Origin of the sequence: Rhizobium sp. BE258 (assembly GCF_031457345.1) — a bacterium.
Lineage (GTDB): Bacteria > Pseudomonadota > Alphaproteobacteria > Rhizobiales > Rhizobiaceae > Rhizobium.
Map to the genome: position 1 here is coordinate 868615 of NZ_JAVDWL010000002.1, position 23317 is coordinate 891931.

The 23317-nt window shown below is 62.1% G+C and carries 26 protein-coding genes and 1 tRNA gene; 18 read left to right on the plus strand and 9 right to left on the minus strand.

Annotation, left to right across the window (positions count from 1 at the left end):
- Nucleotides 1-2 precede the first annotated feature (2 nt).
- Nucleotides 3-275, plus strand: a complete 273-nt coding sequence (locus tag J2X43_RS09570) for a CcdB family protein (protein WP_310293481.1) — start codon at nt 3-5, stop codon at nt 273-275.
- Here the strand turns inward: J2X43_RS09570 and J2X43_RS09575 are convergent.
- From J2X43_RS09575 to J2X43_RS09585, 3 genes are read right to left on the minus strand one after another with little or no spacing between them, the layout of a single operon-like run.
- Complete coding sequence (locus J2X43_RS09575; protein WP_310293483.1) at nt 272-730, minus strand: GFA family protein; 459 nt, start codon at nt 728-730, stop codon at nt 272-274. The genes J2X43_RS09570 and J2X43_RS09575 overlap by 4 nt on opposite strands.
- Before the next feature lie 55 nt (nt 731-785).
- The gene (locus J2X43_RS09580) at nt 786-1340 is read right to left on the minus strand and encodes a sugar O-acetyltransferase (RefSeq protein ID WP_310293485.1); all 555 of its coding nucleotides are present in this window, start codon (nt 1338-1340) and stop codon (nt 786-788) included.
- 7 nt (nt 1341-1347) lie between these two features.
- The gene (locus J2X43_RS09585; protein WP_310293486.1) at nt 1348-2094 is read right to left on the minus strand and encodes a type 1 glutamine amidotransferase; all 747 of its coding nucleotides are present in this window, start codon (nt 2092-2094) and stop codon (nt 1348-1350) included.
- Nucleotides 2095-2210: 116 nt separating this feature from the next.
- Between J2X43_RS09585 and J2X43_RS09590 the strand changes: the two genes are divergently transcribed.
- A complete protein-coding gene (locus J2X43_RS09590; protein ID WP_310293488.1) occupies nt 2211-2504 on the plus strand; it encodes a SelT/SelW/SelH family protein in 294 nt (97 codons plus the stop codon).
- A gap of 3 nt (nt 2505-2507) precedes the next feature.
- On the opposite strand, the gene J2X43_RS09595 is transcribed toward J2X43_RS09590, so the two are convergent.
- Nucleotides 2508-2945: a BA14K family protein gene (locus tag J2X43_RS09595; protein ID WP_310293490.1), complete on the minus strand. Its 438-nt coding sequence runs from the start codon at nt 2943-2945 to the stop codon at nt 2508-2510.
- A gap of 194 nt (nt 2946-3139) precedes the next feature.
- Here J2X43_RS09595 and J2X43_RS09600 point away from each other — a divergent pair.
- Nucleotides 3140-3226: transfer RNA gene (locus J2X43_RS09600), tRNA-Leu, on the plus strand.
- A 65-nt stretch (nt 3227-3291) separates the two neighbouring features.
- On the opposite strand, the gene J2X43_RS09605 is transcribed toward J2X43_RS09600, so the two are convergent.
- Both J2X43_RS09605 and J2X43_RS09610 read right to left on the minus strand, forming a co-directional pair.
- On the minus strand, nt 3292-3927 hold the full coding sequence (locus tag J2X43_RS09605) for an NrsF family protein (RefSeq protein WP_310293492.1): 636 nt from the start codon (nt 3925-3927) through the stop codon (nt 3292-3294).
- Nucleotides 3914-4480 (minus strand): sigma-70 family RNA polymerase sigma factor, encoded by a 567-nt coding sequence (locus J2X43_RS09610; RefSeq protein WP_310293494.1) that lies wholly within the window; start codon nt 4478-4480, stop codon nt 3914-3916. Before J2X43_RS09610 ends, J2X43_RS09605 begins: the two co-directional genes overlap by 14 nt.
- A 227-nt stretch (nt 4481-4707) precedes the next feature.
- Here J2X43_RS09610 and J2X43_RS09615 point away from each other — a divergent pair, with 227 nt between their 5' ends.
- The 5 genes from J2X43_RS09615 (at nt 4708) to J2X43_RS09635 (ending at nt 7487) form a co-directional block, all read left to right on the plus strand.
- Nucleotides 4708-4977, plus strand: a complete 270-nt coding sequence (locus tag J2X43_RS09615) for a DUF2282 domain-containing protein (protein WP_112385122.1) — start codon at nt 4708-4710, stop codon at nt 4975-4977.
- A gap of 44 nt (nt 4978-5021) precedes the next feature.
- Nucleotides 5022-5309, plus strand: coding sequence for a DUF2282 domain-containing protein (locus J2X43_RS09620; protein WP_112514207.1), 288 nt, complete (start codon nt 5022-5024; stop codon nt 5307-5309).
- Nucleotides 5310-5374: 65 nt separating this feature from the next.
- The gene (locus tag J2X43_RS09625; protein ID WP_310293499.1) at nt 5375-6229 is read left to right on the plus strand and encodes a DUF692 domain-containing protein; all 855 of its coding nucleotides are present in this window, start codon (nt 5375-5377) and stop codon (nt 6227-6229) included.
- Between the two features lie 9 nt (nt 6230-6238).
- On the plus strand, nt 6239-7012 hold the full coding sequence (locus tag J2X43_RS09630; protein ID WP_310293501.1) for a DNA-binding domain-containing protein: 774 nt from the start codon (nt 6239-6241) through the stop codon (nt 7010-7012).
- Nucleotides 7013-7016: 4 nt separating this feature from the next.
- Entirely contained in the window at nt 7017-7487 is a 471-nt protein-coding gene (locus J2X43_RS09635; RefSeq protein WP_310293779.1) for a DoxX family protein, read from the plus strand.
- Here the strand turns inward: J2X43_RS09635 and J2X43_RS09640 are convergent, their stop codons facing one another.
- Nucleotides 7488-7820, minus strand: coding sequence for a hypothetical protein (locus J2X43_RS09640; RefSeq protein WP_310293503.1), 333 nt, complete (start codon nt 7818-7820; stop codon nt 7488-7490). It abuts the gene before it with no gap.
- A 59-nt stretch (nt 7821-7879) separates the two neighbouring features.
- A complete protein-coding gene (locus tag J2X43_RS09645; RefSeq protein ID WP_310293506.1) occupies nt 7880-9481 on the minus strand; it encodes a GumC family protein in 1602 nt (533 codons plus the stop codon).
- A 124-nt stretch (nt 9482-9605) separates the two neighbouring features.
- On the opposite strand from J2X43_RS09645, the gene J2X43_RS09650 reads away from it, so the two are divergent.
- The 10 genes from J2X43_RS09650 to J2X43_RS09695 all read left to right on the plus strand — a co-directional run bounded on the left by J2X43_RS09650 (nt 9606) and on the right by J2X43_RS09695 (nt 22458).
- Nucleotides 9606-10664 carry a glycoside hydrolase family 5 protein gene (locus tag J2X43_RS09650; RefSeq protein ID WP_310293508.1) on the plus strand — a complete coding sequence of 353 codons (1059 nt, stop codon included), beginning with the start codon at nt 9606-9608 and terminating at the stop codon, nt 10662-10664.
- A gap of 4 nt (nt 10665-10668) precedes the next feature.
- Entirely contained in the window at nt 10669-11922 is a 1254-nt protein-coding gene (locus J2X43_RS09655; protein ID WP_310293510.1) for a hypothetical protein, read from the plus strand.
- 211 nt (nt 11923-12133) lie between these two features.
- The gene (gene purU / locus J2X43_RS09660) at nt 12134-13018 is read left to right on the plus strand and encodes a formyltetrahydrofolate deformylase (RefSeq protein WP_112514215.1); all 885 of its coding nucleotides are present in this window, start codon (nt 12134-12136) and stop codon (nt 13016-13018) included.
- Nucleotides 13019-13113: 95 nt separating this feature from the next.
- Nucleotides 13114-16041 (plus strand): aminotransferase, encoded by a 2928-nt coding sequence (locus tag J2X43_RS09665; RefSeq protein WP_310293513.1) that lies wholly within the window; start codon nt 13114-13116, stop codon nt 16039-16041.
- 520 nt (nt 16042-16561) lie between these two features.
- Nucleotides 16562-16756, plus strand: coding sequence for a hypothetical protein (locus tag J2X43_RS09670; RefSeq protein ID WP_112385111.1), 195 nt, complete (start codon nt 16562-16564; stop codon nt 16754-16756).
- Between the two features lie 122 nt (nt 16757-16878).
- On the plus strand, nt 16879-17853 hold the full coding sequence (locus tag J2X43_RS09675; protein WP_405049584.1) for a P1 family peptidase: 975 nt from the start codon (nt 16879-16881) through the stop codon (nt 17851-17853).
- Between the two features lie 56 nt (nt 17854-17909).
- A complete protein-coding gene (locus J2X43_RS09680) occupies nt 17910-18815 on the plus strand; it encodes a LysR family transcriptional regulator (RefSeq protein ID WP_310293518.1) in 906 nt (301 codons plus the stop codon).
- Nucleotides 18816-18918: 103 nt separating this feature from the next.
- Nucleotides 18919-20433, plus strand: a complete 1515-nt coding sequence (locus tag J2X43_RS09685) for an ABC transporter substrate-binding protein (protein ID WP_310293781.1) — start codon at nt 18919-18921, stop codon at nt 20431-20433.
- A 229-nt stretch (nt 20434-20662) separates the two neighbouring features.
- The gene (locus J2X43_RS09690; RefSeq protein WP_310293782.1) at nt 20663-21610 is read left to right on the plus strand and encodes an ABC transporter permease; all 948 of its coding nucleotides are present in this window, start codon (nt 20663-20665) and stop codon (nt 21608-21610) included.
- A complete protein-coding gene (locus J2X43_RS09695) occupies nt 21610-22458 on the plus strand; it encodes an ABC transporter permease (RefSeq protein WP_310293521.1) in 849 nt (282 codons plus the stop codon). Before J2X43_RS09690 ends, J2X43_RS09695 begins: the two co-directional genes overlap by 1 nt.
- On the opposite strand, the gene J2X43_RS09700 is transcribed toward J2X43_RS09695, so the two are convergent.
- Nucleotides 22455-23309, minus strand: a complete 855-nt coding sequence (locus tag J2X43_RS09700) for an NlpC/P60 family protein (protein ID WP_310293524.1) — start codon at nt 23307-23309, stop codon at nt 22455-22457. The two genes, J2X43_RS09695 and J2X43_RS09700, sit on opposite strands and share 4 nt — an antisense overlap.
- Nucleotides 23310-23317 lie beyond the last annotated feature (8 nt).

The window sequence follows — 23317 nt, forward strand, 5'->3', positions numbered from 1 at the left end:
GGATGCGACCTCGTGGCCAATTGGCAATCGATCTTCAAAGCAACGCGCTCGAGGCCCTTCCATCACGCATGATGGCGCCGCTCTATGCCGCAAGCAACATGTCCTGGTCGATCTCTCGGCTTAACCCGCGCTTCATGATCGGCGGCGAAGCGCATGTGGGCCACGCAGCGAATGGCAGGTACTCCAATCTCCGAGATCGGCGATGCGGTTATCAGCCTGGAAGCCGAGGTGGACGACATCACAGCGGCCTAGACTTCCTCTTCCAGGGCCTCTAAGCCGGCTGCGCCATATATTCCTTCACCAGCCCCTCATACGCATCCATTTCGGGCAATGCCGGATAGCTGTGTCTTGCTCCCGTTTCGGCAAAAGCCAGCTTCTCGCTCGTCCAGGTCTCGATGAAGGGCGCGAACCAACTGGTATCGTCGAACATCGTGGCGCGGACATTGACGAACCAGTCCATGCCCTCTGGCTTGGTGAACATCCAAGTCATGCAATAGGGGCAGAAATAGTGGTGCGCCTCGGGGCCGTGAATGCCACCGATCACCGGCTCGCCCCTGGTGACCTCGAAGCCCGCTGCCGGAATGGCGGCACTCAATGAATAGGCGCTCGAGGACATCTTCTGGCAGCCCGTGCAGTGGCACGCCATGGTCAACAGCGGCTTGGCGCTGATCTTCAGCCGAACCTGACCGCAACGGCAACCACCCTCCCAAGGCAACGCGTTCTCGCTCATCCTCTCCTCCTGTTGTCACTTGCTGATCTAGGACGCATGTACGGCGCTTCCAGCACTAGTCTCGCTTGACCGGCCGGGCCGGATTGCCGACCACAGTTTCGCCGGCAGCAACGTTCCTCGTCACCACTGAGCCCGCGCCGACGATCGCGCCATCGCCGATCGTCACCCCACCGAGAATGATCGCGCCGCCGCCGATCCAGACATCTTCGCCGATCACGACCGCGCGGGCGATCTCGATGCCCTGGCGACGCAATTGAGGATCCTTGTGATGCTCGGCGCAATAGATCTGAACGCCCGGACCCAGCATCGAGCTGCTGCCGATATGCACGCGCCCGGAATCGAGGATCGTGCAGCCGGCATTCAGATAGACGCGCTCGCCGAAGCTCAGATTGATGCCATAGGAACAATGGAACGGCGCCTCGATGAAAACGTCATCCGAAACATTGCGAAACAGGGCCTTCAGACCCGGAGCCATCATGCCGCGCGCATCGGGCGCCATCGTATTGTGCTGATGTACCGCATGCCGCGCCGCGATCCGGAGACGATCGAGTTCGGCGTCGAGACAGCAGTACCACTCACCTGCCGCCATCTTTTCGTAGTCGCTGGCCATGGCTGCCTCAGGCGCTCAGGCGGCTGTCTGCAGCGCCTTCCGAGGCGACCGACGGCCTGATGGTGCCGATGAAGGCGCGCGCGATCGCGAGGCCAGCCTGATCGGCATCGGCGGCATGTCTGGCCGCAGTCTGCGGAAACCGTTCGTGCCAGCCGGGCTCGATGCTCTCGACCATATCACGGAATTCGGCATTCCATTTGGTGACGACTTCCAAATTGGCTTCGAAATGAAACTGCGTGCCATAGACGGCCCTGCCGATGCGGAAGCACTGGTTGGGAACAGCCGCAGTCGATGCGAGACGGATGGCGCCGGGCGGCAGCGTGAAGGTATCGGAGTGCCACTCGAAGATCGGGAAGCGATCGTGGAGCTCGCCAAAGAGCGGATCGGCACGCCCGTCCTCCGTGACATCGACGGACGTCCAGCCGAATTCGCGCGTCGCGTCCAGAATATTCTCAGCACCATAGGCACGGGCGAGAACCTGGCTGCCGAGGCAGATGCCCAGCACGGATTTCCCGGCATCGCCGAATTCGCGCATCAAAGCGGCGAGTGCCGGCAGATAGGGATGATCCTCATCATCGACAGCGCTCTGCTCACCGCCGAGTACGACAAGCGCGTCGTAGCCGTCGCGACCGGCAGGCAAGGCCTGGTCCTTCCACGGACTGAACCACTCAAGCACGGCACCGGCCTCATGGAGGGCATTACCCAGCGCGCCGATATGCGTGTTCGGCATGTTTTCAACGACGGCGACCCGCATTCTCACCTCCTGCTTCGTACCGGGAAGTGACCATGGGCGGCGGCGACATGCAAGCAGCCAGATTGCGCGGGCCGGGCTAAACTTCTAAATCGGAGAGAGATCGAAAGGAACGCTGCATGACCGACAAAGCCCGTGTGACCATTCTCTATTGCACGCAGTGCAACTGGCTGCTGCGCGCCGGCTGGATGGCTCAGGAACTGCTGCAGACCTTTACCGACAGTCTGGGCGAAGTGGCGCTCATTCCGGGCACCGGCGGCAATTTCGAGATAAGGGTGAATGGCGACCTGATATGGGAGCGAAAGCGCGACGGCGGCTTTCCCGGACCGAAGGAGCTCAAACAGCGGGTGCGCGATATCATCGAGCCAGGCCGCGATCTCGGCCATACCGACCGTGCCTCGCTCGAAAGCTGACGCTCAGTCGAATGGCGAATTGCAGGTCTTGTAGACGCCCTCGTAGGTGACGAAGCGGTCGGTCTTCGGATTGTAGGACCGGTACTGGTTGCGGCACCACTCTCCATGCATGCCCTGATCCTTCAGCGCCGGCTGAACCCTGCGGATCGGCGCCGGGTCGTAGGAGAGCGCCGGGCGCCCCGTGCGTGGCGCCTGTGCCCTCGGCTGATAGTAGGTCGGACCGGTGACGCCGCGCGGCCGGTAGTTCGGCTGCACATAGGCAGGGCGATGCCATTGCTGCGGTCCGAAACCGAAGCAGCCGCGATAATCGCACATCGTCGATTGCACATTGATAATATCTGGATTGCGCACCTGGAACGGCGCAGGCACGGGCGCCGCCTGCGCGGCCAGTGGCAGAAAACCGGCAACCAGGCCGAAGATGGTGCTGCGTAAAGCGGACATCAGTGATTCCTTTCCGATGCTTTTCATATAGGTCACGGCATCCGTTCGAACATCGGCAGAGGCAAGCCAAACGTTCAGTTCCCCGTGAACGCGGCCTTTCGCACCGTCCCGGCAATTCTTTTTTACATACTGTCAGGAAAACTTCAAAAACCCTGTTGACAGCAAAGAGCCACCCCCGTACATGGCTCTCCGTCGCCCAGATGGCGGAATTGGTAGACGCGCCAGCTTCAGGTGCTGGTACCCGAAAGGGTGTGGAGGTTCGAGTCCTCTTCTGGGCACCATTCCCATTTAAAAATAGCAGCTTAGGCCGGTAGCAACCGCTCCCGAAAGCTCGCTATTTTTCTCTTCACCACCGCAGATATCGCGAGCCGATCAGCGCCCCAAGCGCGGTAACGGCCGTGGCGGCCGCCGTGTACCAGGTCGCCAGAAACAACGGGCTGTCGTCGGGGCAATGCCAGGCGTAGAGCGCGGCCGCGAGCCCGGCGGAGGCGAGGCCTGCGACGGCACCGCCGAGGGTCGGGTTTGCCGGTGCGGCACTCTTCAGCGCCCAGAGAAAGCCCGCCAGCGGCGCCAGCGACAGGACAGGAATGAAGAAGACGCAGAAGGCCGCGTTGCGGCCCATCAGCGCCGTGCGCCAGGCGTCCTCAGGGATGGTCGTCAATTCGGTTGCGACGCCCGCGATCACCATGGCCAGCGGGATGAGCAGGCTGAGAGCCGATATCTTGAGTGGAATGCCGGGGCGGCCGATGCGGAAGACGAGTCCGCAGGCGGTGACGGCGAGTGTCAGCGTGGTCACGATCTTGAAGAGGACGCGCGCGGTCTCGATGGCGCTTGCCATGTCGTGGCGAATGCCGATGGTTGCCAGCAGCAGGGCGGCGGAGATGACGACGCCGCCGAGAAGCGCGCCAAGAAGCATCGGCCCCAGGCGGATCCGCACCGGCGCGTCCTCGGAAAGCATGCTGATCAGGTCATCGGTCTTCACTCGTCTCACTCCGGTATAAGGCTGCCAGCGACTTCAGAGCGCGATGCAGCGCGACGCGCACCGCTCCTTCCGTCATCTTCAGCCTCTCGGCCGTTTCCCGTATTCCCGCCCCCTCTATCGAAATGGAGCGGACGATATCGCGTTGCGGATCTTTCAGCCGCTCCAGCATATGCTCGGCGTCGAGCCGGTCCAGGTTGCCTGCCTGCTCTTCCGCCTCGAGCGTCGCCATGACGTCGTCGATCGGAACGTCGATGTGGCGGCCGCGGCGGCGCAGGCTGTCGATCAGCTTGTTGCGCACGATCGTCGACAGCCATGGCCCGATCGGGCGCGCCGGATCCCACGTGCCGCGCTTGAGGTGGACGGCGAGCAGCACTTCCTGCACCACGTCCTCCGCTTCGCTCGCCGGAGCGCCGAACTGGTCGCAGCGCCGGCGCGCCATTGCGCGCAAGTGGGGTGTCACAGCCGACAGGAAGCGGTGGTAGGCCTGCGCATCGCCCTCGATGGCGCTGCGCATCCAGCCTGCCCATTCCTCTTCACGCGCCGAATGTTTCACCCGACATAGTCCTCTACGGATGGGCACACATTTTTGTTACTGCCGCATCTCAAATATTTCGAACAGACGCGGATGCCTTTGTTTTCAGGGTTTTCGCTTGCCATCCCGTAAACGGCAAGAGCTTCCGGCGCAAAAATTCCAAGAGGGCGCTGTAACAACGGCTGCCGCAGCTCCGTAGCCCACCATGCAAGCCAATCACGGCTCGGCAATCTTACGGAGATGAAACCATGAAGAACAGCATCGTCACGCTTGCACTGGCAGGCTCCATCGCTTCGGCGCTCGCAACCATTGCAGCGCCGGCAGCATCCGCCGCCGACAACAAGGAAAAGTGCTACGGCGTCGCCATGAAGGGGCAGAACGATTGCGCGGCCGGCAAGCATGATTGCGCCGGCAAATCGACGGTCAGCTACGACAAGATGTCCTTCAAGCTCGTTCCGGCCGGCACCTGCGTCTCTATGAAGACGCCCAAGGGCCATGGTTCGCTGACCCCGGCCTGACCGTTCCGAACGCCCCCAGAAACTCACCACACCGGAGAAGACCCATGACAAAACTACCTGTCACCGTGCTTGCGGCCTCGGTCGCGACTGCGCTCTCGCTGATCGGCAGCGTAACGACCGTTTCGGCCCAGGATGCCGCAAAGGAGAAATGCTACGGCATCGCCCTCAAGGGGCAGAACGACTGCGCAGCAGGCCCGGGCACGACCTGCGCCGGAACGGCCAAGATCGACTACCAGAAGAACGCCTGGAAGCTGGTGCCGGCCGGGACCTGCATGTCGATGAAGACGCCTGATGGCACCGGATCGCTGACACAGGGGCCGGCTCCGGTCTGATCCGCTTCCGTCGACAAGAGGCGGCGCCACCGACGGCGCCGCCGGACCAACCGGAGAGAAATGGAATGAAACCCTCCGCACTTGCCGGCCGTCCCGGCGTGGGCTTCAAGCCCGAGCATTTTGCCAGCATCATCGCTGCCCGCCAGCCGGTCGGCTTCTTCGAGGTTCATGCCGAGAACTACATGGGCGATGGCGGGCCGCCGCACGCCCAGCTCGGCAAGCTGCGCGAGGACTATGCGCTGTCGATCCACGGGGTCGGCCTGTCGATCGGCTCGATGCAGCCGCTCGATACCGACCATCTGCGAAGGCTGAAAACCGTCTGCGACCGCTATGAGCCTGAGAGCTTCTCGGAGCATCTCGCCTGGTCCTCGCATGACACGGTTTTCCTCAACGACCTGCTGCCCCTTCCCTATACGCCGGAAACGCTGTCGCGCGTTTCCAATCATATCTCGCAAGTGCAGGATGTGCTGCAGCGGCAGATGCTGCTGGAAAACCCGGCCACCTACCTGCTGTTTGCCGAAAGCACGCTCGAGGAGACCGAGTTTCTCAGCGAGATCGTCAAGCGCACCGGCTGCGGGTTGCTGCTGGATGTCAACAACGTCTTCGTTGCCGCGACGAACCACAATATCGATCCGCGGGCGTATCTTTCCCGCTTTCCGGTTCAGTCCGTGCGCGAGATCCATCTCAGTGGCCATTCCGAAACGGTGGATGACGACGGCGCGCCGCTACTGATCGATTCGCACGATACGCCGGTCAAGGATCCCGTCTGGGCGCTCTACGAAGAGCTGATTGCCCGCACCGGCCCGATCGCGAGCCTCGTCGAGTGGGATAATGACGTTCCCAACTGGCGAATTCTGAGAGCCGAGGCGGAAGCCGCAGGCGAAATCCTGGAGCGCGCCGCCAAGCGGCGCGCGGCGTGAGGTCAGACCATGTCGATCACCACACAGAGACGCTTTGCGTCTGCCCTGAGAGACGGCGATTTGCCGGTACCCGCAGGGCTTGTCTCCTGGAATACTGCACAGCCGCCGCGCCGCTTCGACGTCTACCGCAACAACGTGATTTCGGGTCTGATCGGCGCGATCGTCTCGCGATTTCCGGTGGCGGAAAGGATCACCGGCGCAGAGTTTTTCGCCGCGATGGCGCATGAGTTCGTGCTGTTCCATCCGCCGCGATCACCGCTGCTGCTCTCCTATGGCGATGATTTCGGGGATTTCGTCGAGAGCTTCGAACCCGCGCAGGAGATCCCCTATCTGCCTGACGTGATCCGGCTGGAAGCGGCACGCGGCAGGGCCTATCACGCCGCCGATGCCGCGCCGATGGTGGCAGAGATGCTGGCTTCGGTATCCGCGGAGCAGACGGCCGGGCTGACCTTCTCCCCTCACCCCTCGCTATCCGCCCTCCGGTCGGAACACCCTGCCGTGACGATATGGGCGATGAACGCCGGAGAGATGGCATTTGGCCCCATCGAGGATTGGCGGGGTGAGGATGCGTTGGTCGTCCGCCCGCAGATGATCGTCGAGGTTCACCGGCTGCCCCCGGGCGGTGCCGTCTTCCTCAATGCCCTCGCGCAAGGCGCCACGCTTGCCGCAGCCGCGGGTGAGGCCCTGTCGCTTGCTGCCGATTTCGACCTTTCCGCCAATCTTGCCGGAGCGCTGCAGGCAGGCGCATTCACCGGCCTATCCACAGGAGCAGACGATGAATGAGAACATGACACTTTCAGCACCTGATGGCCGCGGCTTTGCCCAAATATTCAAGAGCGCCGCCGCGCTTCTCGACCGCATCCCGCATGATCTGATCGCCACCATTTCCCGGCTATCGATTGCCGCGGTCTTCTGGCAATCGGGGCAGACAAAGGTGGACGGCTGGCAGGTGACGGATAATGCGGTCTATCTGTTCCAGACCGAATACAAGCTGCCTCTCGTCGACCCCTGGCTTGCCGCCCATCTCGCAGCCTTTGCCGAGCACTTCTTTCCGCTATTGCTGGTGTTGGGACTGGCGAGCCGCCTGTCGGCGCTGGCCCTGCTTGCGATGACGCTGGTGATCGAGACCTTCGTCTATCCCGATGCCTGGCCGACGCACGGCACATGGGCCGTTTGCTTCCTGATCATTATCGCCAGAGGGCCGGGGCGTCTGTCGCTGGATTATCTGATATCGCGCTATTTTGCTCGCAAAGGCTGATCAGCGAACCGGCTGGTAGTGGCCACGCAGAGGGACCTGCGTGCCCTGAGTGACGAGTCCATCGCGATCGCAGACATAGACGATCGTGGGCATGCCGCCGGAGCGGAAGATCCAGTCACCCTGCCGGCGAATATGGCCGGTCTCGGTGTGGCAGGCGTATTGTTCCTCATCCTTCTTGTCCGCTTGCGCCTTGACGCCCGGCAGATCGGTATAGGGATAAAGCCTTTGGACGCCGGATGTGCCGGCGGCGCTCCAATCCGTTGCAGAAGCCTGCAGCGGCAACAGGCCGGTAAGGGCAGCTGCCAGGATCAGTAACAAGGAACGCATCATCATCTCCCTCGGCACGATGCCCCGGAACTCTTTTCCTGATGTAGGATGAGAGCGCCACCGCATCAAGCGCGGCGGAAATATCCGCGTACTACTGGATGGGCGCAAAGGCTGGCCAGAATGGCAAGCGCTGCGCCGAGCGCGAAGCCTGCGAACAGCCCGCCGAGCAGGCCTGCGATCATCAATGTCTTCTTGCCGGGACCGTCCGGCTTTACCGGCGGCTCGGCTTCGGAAATCACACGAATGTTACTCTGCGGCAGGTTCTGTTCTTCCGCCGTCTGGCTGGAGCGCTTCAGCAACGTCTCGTAGATGTTACGCACGGCGGTCGCCTTGCGCTGCAACTCGTTGAGCTCCACCTGCTTGTCGGATGCGGTGGCCTGCAGCGCCTTCTGGATATTCAGTTCCTTGGCAACCGCGTCTTCGGCCTTCTTGGCCTGATCATATTCGGCCTTGGCCGAGGTCACCATGCGCTGGAGTTCGCCCTTGATCTCGTCGCGGGTGCTCTGCAGGGACGAACGTGCCGCCTGGAGGCGCGGATGGCGGGAGCCCATCTGGCTTTCGAGGCTGCCGACGATGGCTGCCTGCGTCGCATATTGCTGCCGCAGGCTTCCGAGCGCCGAGTTGACCGAAGAGCTGCCGCTCTCTGTCTGGCCGCTGGCGACAACGGCCTCGAAACTCATGCTGGCGGCCGCATCCGCACGCGTCTTGGCCTGGATCGTCTTGTCCTGAGCGGTGACGAGCAGCGTATTCAGCGAACCGAGCCGCTGGTCGGAGATCAGCTTGCCATCGGTTTCCGACATGTCGTTGTCGGAGCGGAAGCTTTCGACCGCCTGCTCGGCATCCTGCACCTGCTTGCGAAGATCGGCGAGCCGCCCATCGAGGGTCGCGGTGGTGTTTTCGTAAAGCCCGGTCGAGGCACTGCTTTCCTCCTGCATGAAGGAGGCAACGACCTGGTTTGCCAGTTTGGCCGACTTTTCCGGGTTATGGGTGACCGCCGTCAGCGAAACCACGTAGGTGCCGGTCTGGCGGGCAATGGTCAGCGACTTCTGAAGTGCGCTGATGACAGCCGCATCATCCGTCCGTCCGCCGTTGAAATCAGGATCCTCGTTGAGTTTCATCGTGTCGGCAACGCGCTTCAGCACATTGCCCGAGGTCAGGATCTGCACCTGGCTGTCGATCATCGACGAAATCATTTCCGGCGAGATCGTTGATTGCTGCGTGGAAGGGTCGGCAAGCCCGATCTGCCGGGGATCAAAATAGAGGCTGGCCGTTGCCGTGAATTTCTGCGGCAGCATCGGCAAAACGGCAGCGCCTGCGACTGCGCCGAGTGCGGCGAGTGCGGCAATGAGCAGTTTGCGGTTCCAGATGGCGAAGATCGCCGAGCGGACATCGAGCAGCGGTTCATCGGCAAGGATAACGGCGATGACGGGCTCAGGACGGACGGCCGCCGCTTCAACCGCTGCCGGCGCGGGCGGTGCAGCCTGCGGAGCCGCGGGCTCGCTGCGCAAGGCCTCGGGCTCCTGCGGCAGTTCGGCAGTTACCTTAGCAAAATCAGAGGGACGCAGCACGGGCGAACGCGGACGCACGGGTTCGGATGCAGCCTGAACGGGCTCGAAGCTCCGCCAGCCCGGCAACCGGCTCACCCTGTTCCTGTCGAATTGGCTCATCAGCGCTCTCGTGGCCCGCCGGCAGACTGCAGCGGAGGTAGGTTAATTTTAGAAATCCTTAGCTAACGGACCGTTAAGATGCGCCCACCGATATTAGCGGCTACTTCTGAAACCTGGGAAAACCATGAGAGCCACCTCCTGCCACTGGCGCCGCCTGCTGACGATTGCCGCAGCGCTTCTGCCCCTGCAGGCGAGTGCTGCCAGCACTGCGGGGCCATGCCTTCGGGGCGTCAATCTTTCCGGCGCCGAATTCGGCAACCCCGATGGAACGGTTTTCAAGGACTATGCCTATCCGTCCGAGGAAACCGTTACCTATTTCCAGAAGAAGGGCATGAACACGGTGCGCCTGCCATTCCTTTGGGAGCGGCTGCAGCCGGAGCTTGGCCAATCCCTGAACGAAGACGAGCTTCAGCGGCTGAAGGATGCGGTGGCGCTGCTGCGCAAGCACAAGATGACCATCATCCTCGACCCGCATAATTATGCCGAATACAAGAAGACGCAGATCGGCACCGCGCCGGTGACGACGCTCGCCTTTGCCGATTTCTGGACGCGCCTGGCTGCCGAATTTTCCGATCAGAACGACGTGGTCTTCGGGCTGATGAACGAGCCGCACGACATTTCTGCCACCAAATGGCTGGAGGCCGCCAATACCGCCATTCGCGGCATCCGCACCGTCGGCGCCAAGAACTATATCCTCGTGCCCGGAACACGCTGGACCGGCGCGCATTCCTGGCAGAGCGGCGATGACGATGCCAACGGCACCGTGATGCTCGGCATCAAGGATCCGCGCAAGAATTTCGGCTACGAGGTTCATCAGTATTTCGACAGCGACTCCTCAGGCACCAAGGACGAATGCAGCGGCAACGCCAGCGCCAAACAGGCCATTCTCGACATGTCCGACTGGGCCCGCAAGAACGACACCCGAGTGCTGCTTGGCGAATTCGGCGTCTCGCAGGTACCCGAATGCGTTGCCGGGCTGAAGGATGTGCTCTCCGCCATGCAGGACAATGCCGACGTGTGGCTCGGCTGGACGTACTGGGTGGCGGGCGACTGGTGGCCGGAGACCGAACCGCTCAACGTACAGCCGCATGACGGCAAGGACCGCAAGCAGCTGGCAGCCTTGCAAGCCGCCGCCAAGGCGCCCGCAGCCGCCAAAGACGCATGCGTGCTGATGGGCAAGTGACGCGATGAAGGCGGCAGGCACAGAAACGGTCGAACCGATACAGTGGGGCATTCTCGCTGCCGGTGTGCTGTCGGTGACATATAACGCCATCCTCGCCTTCATCAATCACAACATCATGCCGCTTTCGCCGGCCTATGTGGTGATGAGCGAAATGCTGATCCTCGGCTACAGCTTTGCGTTCATCCTGCGAAAGGGCATTTTCGAGGAAGATCTCGTCCCGCTCGGCTACCTGCTGGCGACGATCGTGCTGACCGTTTACGTCATGGCGATCAGCAAATCGGCCTACATTGACCACCTGCGCAATATCCTGATTGTCTTCGCCTTCGTCGTCATGGGGCGCTGGACAAACGAGCGGACGTTGAAGCTGGTCTTCAAGATCTGCTGCCTGGCGGTTCTTTCGGTGCTGATCTGCGAAATCGTTTCGGTGACGGCCTATGTGGCGCTCTTCCATCCCGCGGAATATTTCGAGAATACGCGCGGCGTGCCGCGAGCGACTTATAGCGATCTCGGCCTGTTTCGCGGCGCGCTTGGCTTTCCCGATCGCTTTTCCTTCGGCATCATCGACCACCGCTCGTCATCGATCTTCCTGGAACAGGTTTCGCTGGCGAATTTCTGCGGTGTGATGGTGATCTATCTCGTCAGCTTCTCGAACCGGCTGACGTTCTTCGATCGCATGATCTTCGTGGCGACTGTCGTCCTTATCCTGCTCACCAATGACACCCGCACCATGTTGATCTTCAGCGTCGTCTGCCTTGGCGGCTATGTCATTTATCCCTGGCTGCCGAAGATCCTCGACTTCTTCATGATGCCCGGGATCATCGTCGTTGGCTTCATCATCCACGCCTTCAAACCGAACGCTCATGACGACGACTTCGTCGGCCGTATCAGCGGCACGGTGCGCAACATCATCGCCATGGACCTCCCGGCAACCCTGGGGCTGGAGCTCGAAAAAGGACTGGGCTACGTCGATAGCGGCTATGTCTTTATCACCTACAGCGCAACGATCTTCGGCCTCATCCTTTTCTGGCTGTTCGTTTCCTTTTTCCCGGCGGGAAAGACGCCGAACCAGAAGCGGCTCAGCCATTCGCTGTCGCTCTTCATGTTCCTCAATCTGATGATCGGTTCGACAGCGATCTTCTCGATGAAGACCGCAGGGGTGGCATGGCTGCTCGTCGGCTTCCTGAAGGTCAACGAGGGAACGCGCCGGGCGGCGCCTCTCGCGGCCGACCCTGCAGTGGTGGCCGCTGCCGTCAGATAGCTGCGCGGCGGGGATATGCGACGACGCAAGCGGAACGGACTTTCTTCAAGTCAGCGGTCATTGATAGATGCATCGACAGAATGCGGGAGCTTGCAAGCGCCTGATAGCTTGCCTTGCAAAATGTTGCACGAATGAAAGAGCCGTGGCCTATTCGACGGGCAACGTTTGATCTAAGCAGCCTGCCGGCGAAGCCGCGAGAAGGAAGACGGACATGACGAACTATGTTTTGACGGTGACGTGCAAATCGACGCGCGGGATCGTTGCGGCGATTTCCAACTACCTTGCCGACAAGGGCTGCAACATCGTCGACTCCAGCCAGTTCGACGACCTCGACACCGGCAAGTTCTTCACCCGCGTCTCCTTCATCTCCGAAGAGGGCGTGAAGCTGCCGGCTCTCGTTGAAGGCTTCAAGCCGATAGCCGAAAAGTTCGAGATGGACGCCGAGATCCACGACGGCCAGAGCCGCATGAAGGTGCTGCTGATGGTGTCGCGCTTCGGCCATTGTCTGAACGACCTTCTCTACCGCTGGAAGATCGGCGCGCTGCCGATCGACATCGTCGGCGTAGTCTCCAACCATTTCGAATACCAGAAGGTTGTCGTCAATCACGACATCCCCTTCCACCACATCAAGGTGACCAAGGAAAACAAGCCGCAAGCCGAGGCGCAGATCCTCGAGATCGTCGAGCAGACCGGCACCGAGCTGATCGTGCTCGCCCGCTACATGCAGGTCCTCTCCGATGCAATGTGCAAGAAGATGTCCGGCAAGATCATCAACATCCACCACTCTTTCCTGCCGAGCTTCAAGGGTGCTAATCCCTACAAGCAGGCCTACGAGCGTGGCGTGAAGCTGATCGGCGCGACGGCGCATTATGTCACCGCCGATCTCGACGAAGGCCCGATCATCGAGCAGGACACGGCCCGCATCACCCATGCGCAGTCAGCAGACGACTATGTCTCGATCGGCCGCGATGTCGAGAGTCAGGTTCTGGCCCGCGCCATCCATGCCCATATCCATCACCGGGTCTTCCTGAACGGCAACCGCACGGTGGTGTTCCCGGCAAGCCCGGGCTCCTACGCATCCGAACGTATGGGCTGATTGCGCCCGAAAGGCGTGCTGCCAGACGCTTGCCCATAGCATGCATTCGATTATCTGCTTAGTGTGAACAATCGAATCATGCCCTGGGGGATGCGATGACCGACGAAGCGCTCACCGATCGTATGGAGCTGCCGCGACCGGACGTGACGCCGGATGAAGCCTTAAGCATCCTCGAAACCCGCTACGGACTGTCGGGTACGATCATCGAGCTCGGCAGCCAGCAGGACCGGAACTACCGGCTCGACACTGGCAACGGCCGCTTCGTCCTGAAGATCTGCCACATGGCCTACGAGACTTTGGAGCTCGAGGCGCAGAATGCTGCCATCCACCACCTGACCACGATCGAAGGCGCACCGCGCGTGCCGCGGCTGCTGACATCGACCGACGGGCAGGAAATCATTGCGGTGACCGTTCGCGAGCAGACCTATCAGGTTCGCGTGCTCGAATATCTGGAAGGCGAAAGCCTCACCCATCGCAAGTATCTGCCGAAGAATTCGGTGACGGCTCTCGGCGCCCTCTGCGCCCGTTTGGCCCAAGCGCTCGCTGATTTCGATCATCCGGGTCTTGAGCGCAGTCTTCAATGGGATCTGCGACGGGCCGGACCTGTCGCCGTCCAGCTTCTGTCGGCGATCACCGACAGCGCGGCCCGAGACCGGATTGCCAAGACGATGGTGCTTGCCGTCCGCCGCATCCAGCCGCTGGCCTCGGCGCTTCGCGTTCAGGCCGTCCATCATGACGTGACCGACGACAATGTCGTCAGCCTTCCCGATGCCCATGGCCGGCTGATCCCCGACGGGGTGATTGATTTCGGCGACATCATTCGCGGCTGGCTGGTTGGCGATCTGGCCGTGGCATGCGCTTCGCTGCTGCATCACGCCGATGGCGATCCGCTCTACATCTTGCCGGCCGTCAAGGCCTATCACGAGATCTACCCGCTGACGCCGGAGGAGCTGAAGGCGCTCTGGCCGCTGATCGTGGCGCGCGCCGTGATCCTGGTTGCCAGCGGCGAGCAGCAGATTTCTGTTGACCCCGACAATGACTATGCCCGCGGCAATCTGGAGCATGAACGCATCATCTTCGACACGGCGATGTCGGTGCCGTTCGAGCTGATGGAGGCCGCTATCCTGAAGGTTGGCGGGATCGAGCCTGCGCTCCCGGAAAATTCATCCTGGCTGCCGCTTCTGCCCGATATCAACACGGCCGACATCACCTATCTCGATCTTGGCGTGCAGAGCCGCCATTTCGCCGGTGGCAACTGGCTGAATGCGGAGATGGACTGGCGGCTGCTTGCCCGCGTCGCCAATGACAGCGGCGCTGCGGCAACGCGATACGGCGAATACCGGCTGTCACGCGCCAGCACGCTGAGCGCCAGGCCACATTCGACCTTCGCGCTGCATAGCGATATCTGCCTTTCCGGCGGCAACCCGGTCGCGGCTCCCTTTGCGGGGCGGATCGATCTGAAAAACCATCATCTGGTGCTCGCAGGCACGGGCGTCAGCCTGCATCTCGACGGCATCGAGCCGACAGTGGAGGATGGCGCAGAGGTCGAGGCCGGGCAGCCGATCGGCACGGTTTCGGGTGACAGCGCATCGCTCGGCGGCCTGCGCATCCAGCTTTGCACCGTTGCCGGCCTGGAGCCGCCGCTCTTTGCCACGGCAGGCGATGCCGGCGCCTGGGCAGCCCTTTGCCCCTCGCCTTCGCTGCTGCTCGGCGATGGCTGCAATGCGCCGAAGCCCGATACGGAGAGTTTGCTTTCCAAGCGGCAGGCGCATTTCGCCAAACCGCAGAAGAATTATTACGACCGGCCGCCACAGATGGAGCGCGGCTGGAAAGAGCACATGTTCGATGTCGAGGGCCGCGCCTATCTCGACATGGTCAACAACGTGACGATTCTCGGTCATGGCCACACGCATCTGGCCGACGCAATCGCCGACCAGTGGCTGAAGCTCAACACCAATTCGCGCTTTCACTACGAGGCGCTTGCCGACTTCTCCGAGCGTCTCGCGGCACTCGCGCCCGAAGGGTTGGACAGGGTCTTCCTCGTCAACAGCGGTTCGGAAGCCAACGATCTGGCTCTAAGGCTTGCCTGGGCGCATAGCGGCGCGCGCAACACGCTTTGCCTGCTTGAAGGCTATCATGGCTGGTCGGTGGCGAGCGATGCGGTCTCCACGTCGGTGGCCGACAATCCGCAGGCGCTCTCGACACGGCCTGCCTGGGTTCATCCGCTCGCAGCGCCGAATACCTATCGCGGCGAATTCCGCGGGCCGGAATCAGCGCGCGATTATCTGGCCGCCGCCATTCCGGTGCTGCAGGCGATCGACAACAGCGGCCAGGGGCTGGCGGGCGTCATCGCCGAGCCTGTCTATGGCAATGCCGGCGGCATTCCGCTGCCCGAGGGCTATCTCGCCGGTCTCTACGCGGAAGTTCGCGCCCGCGGCGGCGTGTGCATCGCCGACGAGGTACAGGTCGGCTATGGCAGGCTTGGCCACCACTTCTGGGGCTTCGAGCAGCAGGGCGTCGTTCCCGATATCATCACCATCGCCAAGAGCATGGGCAACGGCCACCCGCTCGGAGCCGTGATCACCACGCAGGCCATCGCCGATTCGCTGGAGCGCGAGGGATATTTCTTCTCTTCGTCCGGCGGCAGCCCGGTCAGTTGCGTTGCCGGCATGACGGTGCTCGACATCATGCGCGAGGAGAACCTGCAGGAGAACGCCCGCGAGGTCGGCGATCATCTGAAGGCGCGGCTTGTGAACTTGATCGAACGGTTTCCGATCGCCGGTGCCGTCCATGGCATGGGCCTCTATCTCGGCCTCGAATTCGTTCGCGACAGGGAGACGCTGGAACCGGCAACAGGAGAGACCGCGGCAATCTGCGAACGCCTGCTGGAACTCGGTGTTCTCATGCAGCCGACCGGCGATCACCTGAACGTGTTGAAGATCAAACCGCCGCTGTGCCTGACGATCGAGAGCGCCGATTTCTTTGCAGACATGCTGGAAAAGGTGCTTTCCGAAGGCTGGTAATAAGCCCGCCGAGCATTAACGAATTCGGTCATTTCGCGGCATACCGCTTTTTAATGAATTGCACCATTGCCGGAATCAGACAGGCTTCCTATGTCTGCTGCGGTGATCGAAGGAGCTGTTCGACCGTCACGTGAATTGCACAAAGTCTTGATAAGTTCTTTCTGCCAATTCGGATATGATGGAATGAAATTGTTCTGATCGCCGAAATTTTGACACGTTTCGGAATATGTTTCTGACTGACGATCCGCTATTCTCTACTAGGTAAGTAGATTATTGGAAGTCAGTCATCGCCGGTCCTGGCTCTACGGGACCATCACGAGTGCAACGCTAACGCAAGGAACGAGACATGATTGAAATCGATATTCTCGCCTATCTCCTTGGGCGCCCTGTGCTCGGCAATGACCGTCCGGGCGCCCTCTCCCGCCCGAACTGTCGAATGTGACGTTCGTCCCCCTTTCAACGGTACAAGACAAGTCAATTCGCCGTCGCTCGCGCAGTCCGCGCGGCAGGAGTTCTACGCATGAAAAAGCAAGTCATAGAATATGCAGGCGTTCCCGTCGGGATCGTCATTCCGGATGAAGACCGGCTGAAGTTCATCGCCGTGAAGTTTCACGTGCACGACCTCGACGAGCAGCGTTTCCGCTCGCCCGACGAGGTGAAGCTCGCGATTCACGACCTGATGACCCGCCGTCATCCAAAGCCGCTGCATGCCTGATTGCAGGCACGGGCTTCCCCAATTCGTTTCTTCGGAAGAATTCTGACCGGCGCCATCACCTGGGGCCGGTCTTGTTTTTTGGCCGTTGTTGCGCTCCTAATCGCCGCACACACCGGGGACCGATCTTGCTCAATCTCATTACCGATATTGCCGGAATTTCCATCGGCCATGCCACCGACCTGACACTTGGGTCGGGCGTAACCGCCATCCTTTTCGACGAACCGGCCGTGGCGTCGGGCAGCGTGCTCGGTGGTGCACCCGGCGGACGGGACACGGCACTGCTCGATCCGTCGATGACGGTCGAAAGGGTCGATGCCTTCGTGCTGTCAGGCGGTTCGGCCTTCGGGCTGGATGCTGCGGGTGGCATTCAATCCTGGCTGCGCCAGGCCGGGCGCGGTTTTGCCGTCGGAGACATCCGCGTGCCGATCGTGCCGCAGGCGATCCTGTTCGACCTGCTGAATGGCGGCGACAAGGATTGGGGGCTGCACGCGCCCTATCGCGACATGGGCTACGAGGCCTGCCGGAATGCCGCCAAAGGCGTTTTCGATCTTGGCACGGTCGGCGCGGGAACCGGTGCAACGACCGCGACGTTCAAGGGCGGGCTCGGTTCGGCCAGCGCGCTCGGCAGCGGCGGGCACGTGATCGCCGCCATCGTCGCTGTCAATGCGCTTGGCTCGGCAACGATCGGCAGCGGCAAGCATTTTTGGGCCGCGCCTTTCGAGCAGGATGGCGAGTTCGGCGGTCTCGGAATGCCTCCGTCCATCGACCACCGGATGCGTCTCAAGGGCATGAATGCGCCGGCGACGACCATCGGTGCGATCATGACCGACGCCGTGCTGACCAAGGCGGAGGCGCATCGCCTTTCGATCGCCGCGCATGACGGACTGGCGCGGGCCCTGTTCCCCGCCCATCTGCCGCTCGACGGCGACACCGTCTTTGCTGCGGCGACCGGCGCCAAGCCGATCGAGACGCCCGGGACCTTCATGGAGCTTTGCCATCTCGCCGGTGTCGTCATGGCCAGGGCCATTGCCCGCGGCGTCCACGAAGCAACGGCGCTGCCGCACGAAGGAGCGCAGCGCGCCTGGCGCGACATCTAGCCTCGCCCGGCGCGATTGCCTAAAGAGAAGCGCAGAGCAGAAGGCGGGAGAGACGCATGCAGATCCGGGCGCTGATGTATTTCGACGAACTGGTCAGAACCAGTTCGATGCGCCAGGCGGCGGAGAACCTCTCCGTTGCGCCGACAGCCGTCAGCCGACAGATCGAAAACCTTGAGGAATTCTTCGGTACGCCGCTCGTCGAGCGCAGCGCCCGCGGGGTGACGCTGACTGCCGCCGGCGAACTGCTGGCCACCCGCGCCGGGCGGACGCTGCGGGAGCTCGAGCACGTCCAGCAGCTGATCGAGGACCTGAAAGGGCTGGAGCGCGGGCGGGTAACGATCTTTGCAAACGGCGCCATCGTTGCCAGCCTGCTGACCCCGGCGCTGGCCGAATTCGGGCGCAGCTATCCGAATATCCGCTTCGAGGTGATCATCACCAGCGCGCGCCAGGCGATTGAGGCGGTCAATTCCGCGCAGGCCGACATAGCATTGACGCTCTTTGCACCCGGGACGACAGAGGCGAAAGTGGTCGCCCGCTCGGAAATCGCGTATGACGTCATCGCTTCCGGCAGGCATCCGCTTGCCGGCCTCAAGGAAGTGACGTTGCGCGAGCTTGCCCGCCATACGCTGGCGCTTCCTGAAAAATCCTTCGGTTTCCGGCAGAGCTTCGATGCCGCCGCCGGGCGGCAGGGTCTGATCATCGAGCCGGCATTCACCGTCAGCGCGCTTGAGATGCTGAAGGAGCTGGTGTTGAGCGACATGGCCGTGACGCTGCTGCCGCAGCTCTCCGTGCGGCGCGAGATCGAGGCCGGGGCGCTGACGGCCGTAAAGCTCGCCGCCGAAAGCGCGATCCGCACCCATGCCGAACTCTCGATCGCGCCGGACCGGCAGCTTTCTTTTGCCGCGGCAAAACTCAGCGGCTTTATCGAGGATTTCATGCGCAGCCAGCTAAAGGCGCGCTGAGGCTGCGGCAGGCGGGCTCTTGCGTTGCCCGCCGTTTTAGTGTGTATCGCTTTTCGATACACAGAGAACACAATTTGTGTTCGCCGAAACCGACGGGATATCGATGATCCGCCTTGCCCCCTCCGTCCGCCTTCTTCCCATTCTCGCCGTTCTTTACGCTGCGGCTCCCGGCGCAATCATCCCTGCCGATGCAGCGCCGAAGACGACACTCAATCTCGGCATGGGCGTGGAACCGACCGGGCTCGACCCCACCATCGCGGCGCCTGTGGCAATCGGCCAGGTGACGTGGCAGAACGTCTTCGAAGGCCTCGTCTCGATCGACGAGAGCGGCAAGGTGCGGCCGCAGCTCGCCAGGAGCTGGAACGTGTCTGCAGATGGCCTGACATACACATTCAAGCTGCAGAGCGGCGTTACCTTCCACGATGGTGAAATCTTCGACGCGACCGCGGCGAAATTTGCGCTCGATCGTGCCCGTGGCAAGGACTCAGTCAATCCGCAGAAGCGATTCTTCGCCTCGATCGCGTCGATCGATACGCCGGATGCCGAAACGCTCGTCCTGCATCTGTCTGCACCCACCGGCAGCCTGCTCTACTGGCTCGGCTGGCCGGCATCGGTGATGGTCGGCCCGAAATCGGCCGACAACGACAAGACCGTGCCTGTGGGGACCGGGCCGTTCAAATTCGTCAATTGGGCGAAAGGCGACAAGGTCGAGCTGGCGAAGAACGAGACCTACTGGAACAAGCAGGTTTCGGTGAAGCTCGACACGGTGACCTTCCGCTTCATCGCCGATCCGCAGGCGCAGGCAGCAGCCCTCAAGGCCGGCGATATCGATGCGATCCCGGAATTCGCGGCACCGGAGCTGATGAGCTCGTTCGATGGCGACCCGCGGCTGACGACAAAAATCGGCAACACCGAACTCAAGGTCGTCGCCGGCATGAACAACACCAGGAAGCCCTTTGACGACAAGCGGGTCCGCCAGGCGCTGATGATGGCGATCGACCGGCAGACGGTAATCGAGGGCGCGTGGTCCGGTCTGGGAACGGCGATCGGCAGCCATTACACGCCGAATGATCCCGGCTATCAGGACACGACGGGCGTGCTGGCCTATAATCCGGAGAAGGCCAAAGCGCTGCTTGCCGAAGCCGGCTATCCCGAAGGTTTCAGCTTTACCGTCAAGGTGCCGCAAATGGCCTATGCGCCGCGCAGCGCGCAGGTGATGCAAGCGATGTTTGCCGAAATCGGCGTGACGATGAACATCAAGCCGACGGAATTTCCCGCGAAGTGGGTGCAGGACGTCATGAAGGACCGCGCCTTCGACATGACCATCGTGGCTCACGCCGAACCGATGGATATCGACATCTATTCGCGCGATCCCTACTACTTCAACTACAAGAACCCCGGCTTCAACGCCCTGATGACAAAGGTGCAGCAAACGGCGGACCCGGCCGAGCAGAACCGGATCTACGGCGAGGCCCAGAAAATCCTGGCAGAGGACGTGCCGGCGCTTTATCTCTTCGTGATGCCCAAACTTGGCGTGTGGAACAAGAAGCTGACGGGCCTTTGGGAGAACGAGCCTATTCCTTCGAACGTTCTGACGAATGTTTCATGGACGGAATAATCGGTATTGTCGGTTAGCAGCGGTACAGACGATCTTGGGTTGGTTAGATGCCGGAACTTGTTTGCGCCCTTCATCTTTCCTCACTCCTGTGCTTGTCACAGAAATCCAGTGCGCTCCAGTCCTGGGGCGCGAGAGACCGCGGCGACGCGCGGTGGCTGGATCGCTGTGACAAGCAAAGGGATAAGGGAGCGTGGAGAACCCACCTAGCCCTTGCCAGGGCGGCGATCGCATGATGCATCTGCTTGCCCGCCGCATCGCCGGTCTGCTGCTCACGCTGGCTATCGTATCCTTCCTGATCTTCGCGGTGATGGATCTGCTGCCGGGTGATCCCGCATCGATCATGCTGGGCACGTCGGCAGCGCCTGACACGCTTGCAGCCTTGCGCCATGAACTCGGGCTCGATCAGCCGCTGATCCTCCGCTACGGGCATTGGGTCGCCGGCGTTCTCAGCGGCGATCTCGGCCAATCCTATACCTATGGCGTTCCCGTTGCCGGGCTGATTGCCGAGCGGCTGGCTGTCACCCTGCCGCTGGCGATCTTCGCGATCGCTCTCTCGGTGACGATTGCACTGCCGCTCGGCAGTTTTGCCGCGGCCCGGCGCGGCGGGATCGCCGACGTCGTCGCAACCCTGTTTTCGCAGATCAGCATCGCCGTTCCCGCTTTCTGGGTCGCCCTGCTGATGATCATTCTGTTTTCGACGTCGCTCGGGCTGATGCCGGCCGGTGGTTTCCCGGGATGGGGAAATGGCATCTGGGCGGCACTGCACGCGCTCGTGATGCCCGCCGTGGCACTCGCCTTGCCGCAGGCCGGCGTGCTGACACGGGTGACACGATCGGCGGTGCTCGAGGTGCTGCACGAGGACTTTTCGCGGACAGCGCGGGCCAAGGGGCTTTCGTCCGCCGCCGTGCTGTGGCGGCATGCGGTGCCGAATGCGCTGGTGCCCGTCATGACGATCCTCGGGCTGCAGTTCACCTTTCTGGTGGCGGGGGCAGTGCTGGTCGAAAACGTCTTCAATCTTCCCGGCCTCGGACGCTTGGCGCTGCAGGCGCTGGCGCAGCGCGACATCATCGTCATGCAGGACGTCGTGCTGTTCTTTGCGGCGCTGGTGATCGTCATGAATTTCGTCGTCGACATGTCCTATCTGGCGATCGACCCGCGGCTGCGGAGGGCGGCGTGATGGCAAACATCTCTGCGGGCACCATGCTGCCGGTCAGAAAAATTAGCCGGCAAATTACATTGTCTGCTGGCATATTGATCGTTGGCGCGCTGGTGACGGTCGCGGTCCTGTCCCTGTTCTGGACGCCGCTGCCGCCGGCGAAAATGCAGATCGTCCACAAGCTTCAGCCGCCGCTCGCCTATGGTTTGCTCGGCACGGACCAGTTCGGGCGCGACGTGCTGTCGATGCTGATGGCCGGGTGCTGGAATTCTTTGTCGATCGCCCTCACTTCCGTTGCGATCGGCGGCGCGATCGGCTCGATCATCGGCATTTCCGCCGCGGCGATCAGGGGCATGTTCGAAGCCCTGCTGATGCGGGCCTGCGACGTGATTTTCGCCCTCCCCCCGATCCTTTCGGCGATGATCCTCGGCGCGTTTCTCGGAACAGGGCGCTTCACGGCGATCATTGCGATTGCCGTCTTCATGGTCCCGGTCTTCGCGCGCGTGACGCTGGCGACCGCGATGCAGGCCTGGAGCCGCGATTATGTGCTGGCAGCACAGGCGATCGGCAACAGCAGCCTGACGATCTCCTTGCGGCACGTTGCGCCCAACATCATGAGCCAGATCATCGTGCAGGCGACCATTCAGCTCGGGCTGGCGATCCTGACAGAGGCGGGCCTTAGCTTTCTTGGCCTCGGCATGGCGCCGCCTGCGCCGACCTGGGGGCGCATGCTGGCGGATTCGCAGACATTCATGGGGGCGGCACCGTGGCTCGCAATCCTGCCCGGCCTGGCGATTGCGCTCGCTGTTCTCGGCTTCAACCTGCTCGGCGATGGGCTCCGGGACTGGCTGGACCCGCGGCAGCGTTAGAACGGCCGGCGGTAGCCGTTTGGCTGCTCGTAGAGCCAGCCGATGCGCTCGACCGCTTCCTCGAAGTTCTCGCGGGCGACCGTCATGGTGTGGCCATTGGCATGGATGATGGTTTCGGCGTCCTCCATGACAGCCACATGCCCCTTCCAGAACACCAGATCGCCGCGGTGAAGCTCGGAGCGGTCGATCGGTGTGCCGAGGCCTGCTGCCTGCATGTCTGTATCGCGCGGCGCGGCGCGGCCGGTCATCAGCAGCGCCAGCTGGACGAGGCCGGAACAATCGATCCCCAGGCCGGAGCGCCCGCCCCAGAGATAGGGCGTGTTCAGGAACTGCAGGGCGATCTCCACGTAATCCGCATCCTTGCCCGAGCCGATCGGCTGGAGATGCTTCGAGAAGATCGCCGTGCCGTCAGCGAGCAGATAGTAATGATTACCCCTGGCTTCCGCCTCGCCGGTAATGTGGACGCGGCTGCCCATCGACAGGACCGACCGGTAGGGTTTGCGAAGCTCAGGCTCCTGATAGACAAAGGTCCGCTGGACGTTGACCATATGCGTGGGCTCGGAAGCCGCCGTTGTCAGCATCTCTTCCGGCATGTAGCCGACATAGCCATCGGACGCCGCCTTCAGCCAGCACCAGCCGCCGGAGCGCTCGAAGATCGTCACGTCTTCGCCCATCAGCAGTTCGGTATCGATACCGCGCGCGAGATCGGCAACCGGGCGAAGCGGCGCGACCGGAACCGCGACACGTGCCGGAGAGCCGTTGACGAAGCGCGCGGCCTCGACCTTGCCCTCAAGCGAGGCATCGGCGAGATCCGGTCTGTGGGCATTGAGGCGCCGGTCGAGCATGGTCATGACAGTTC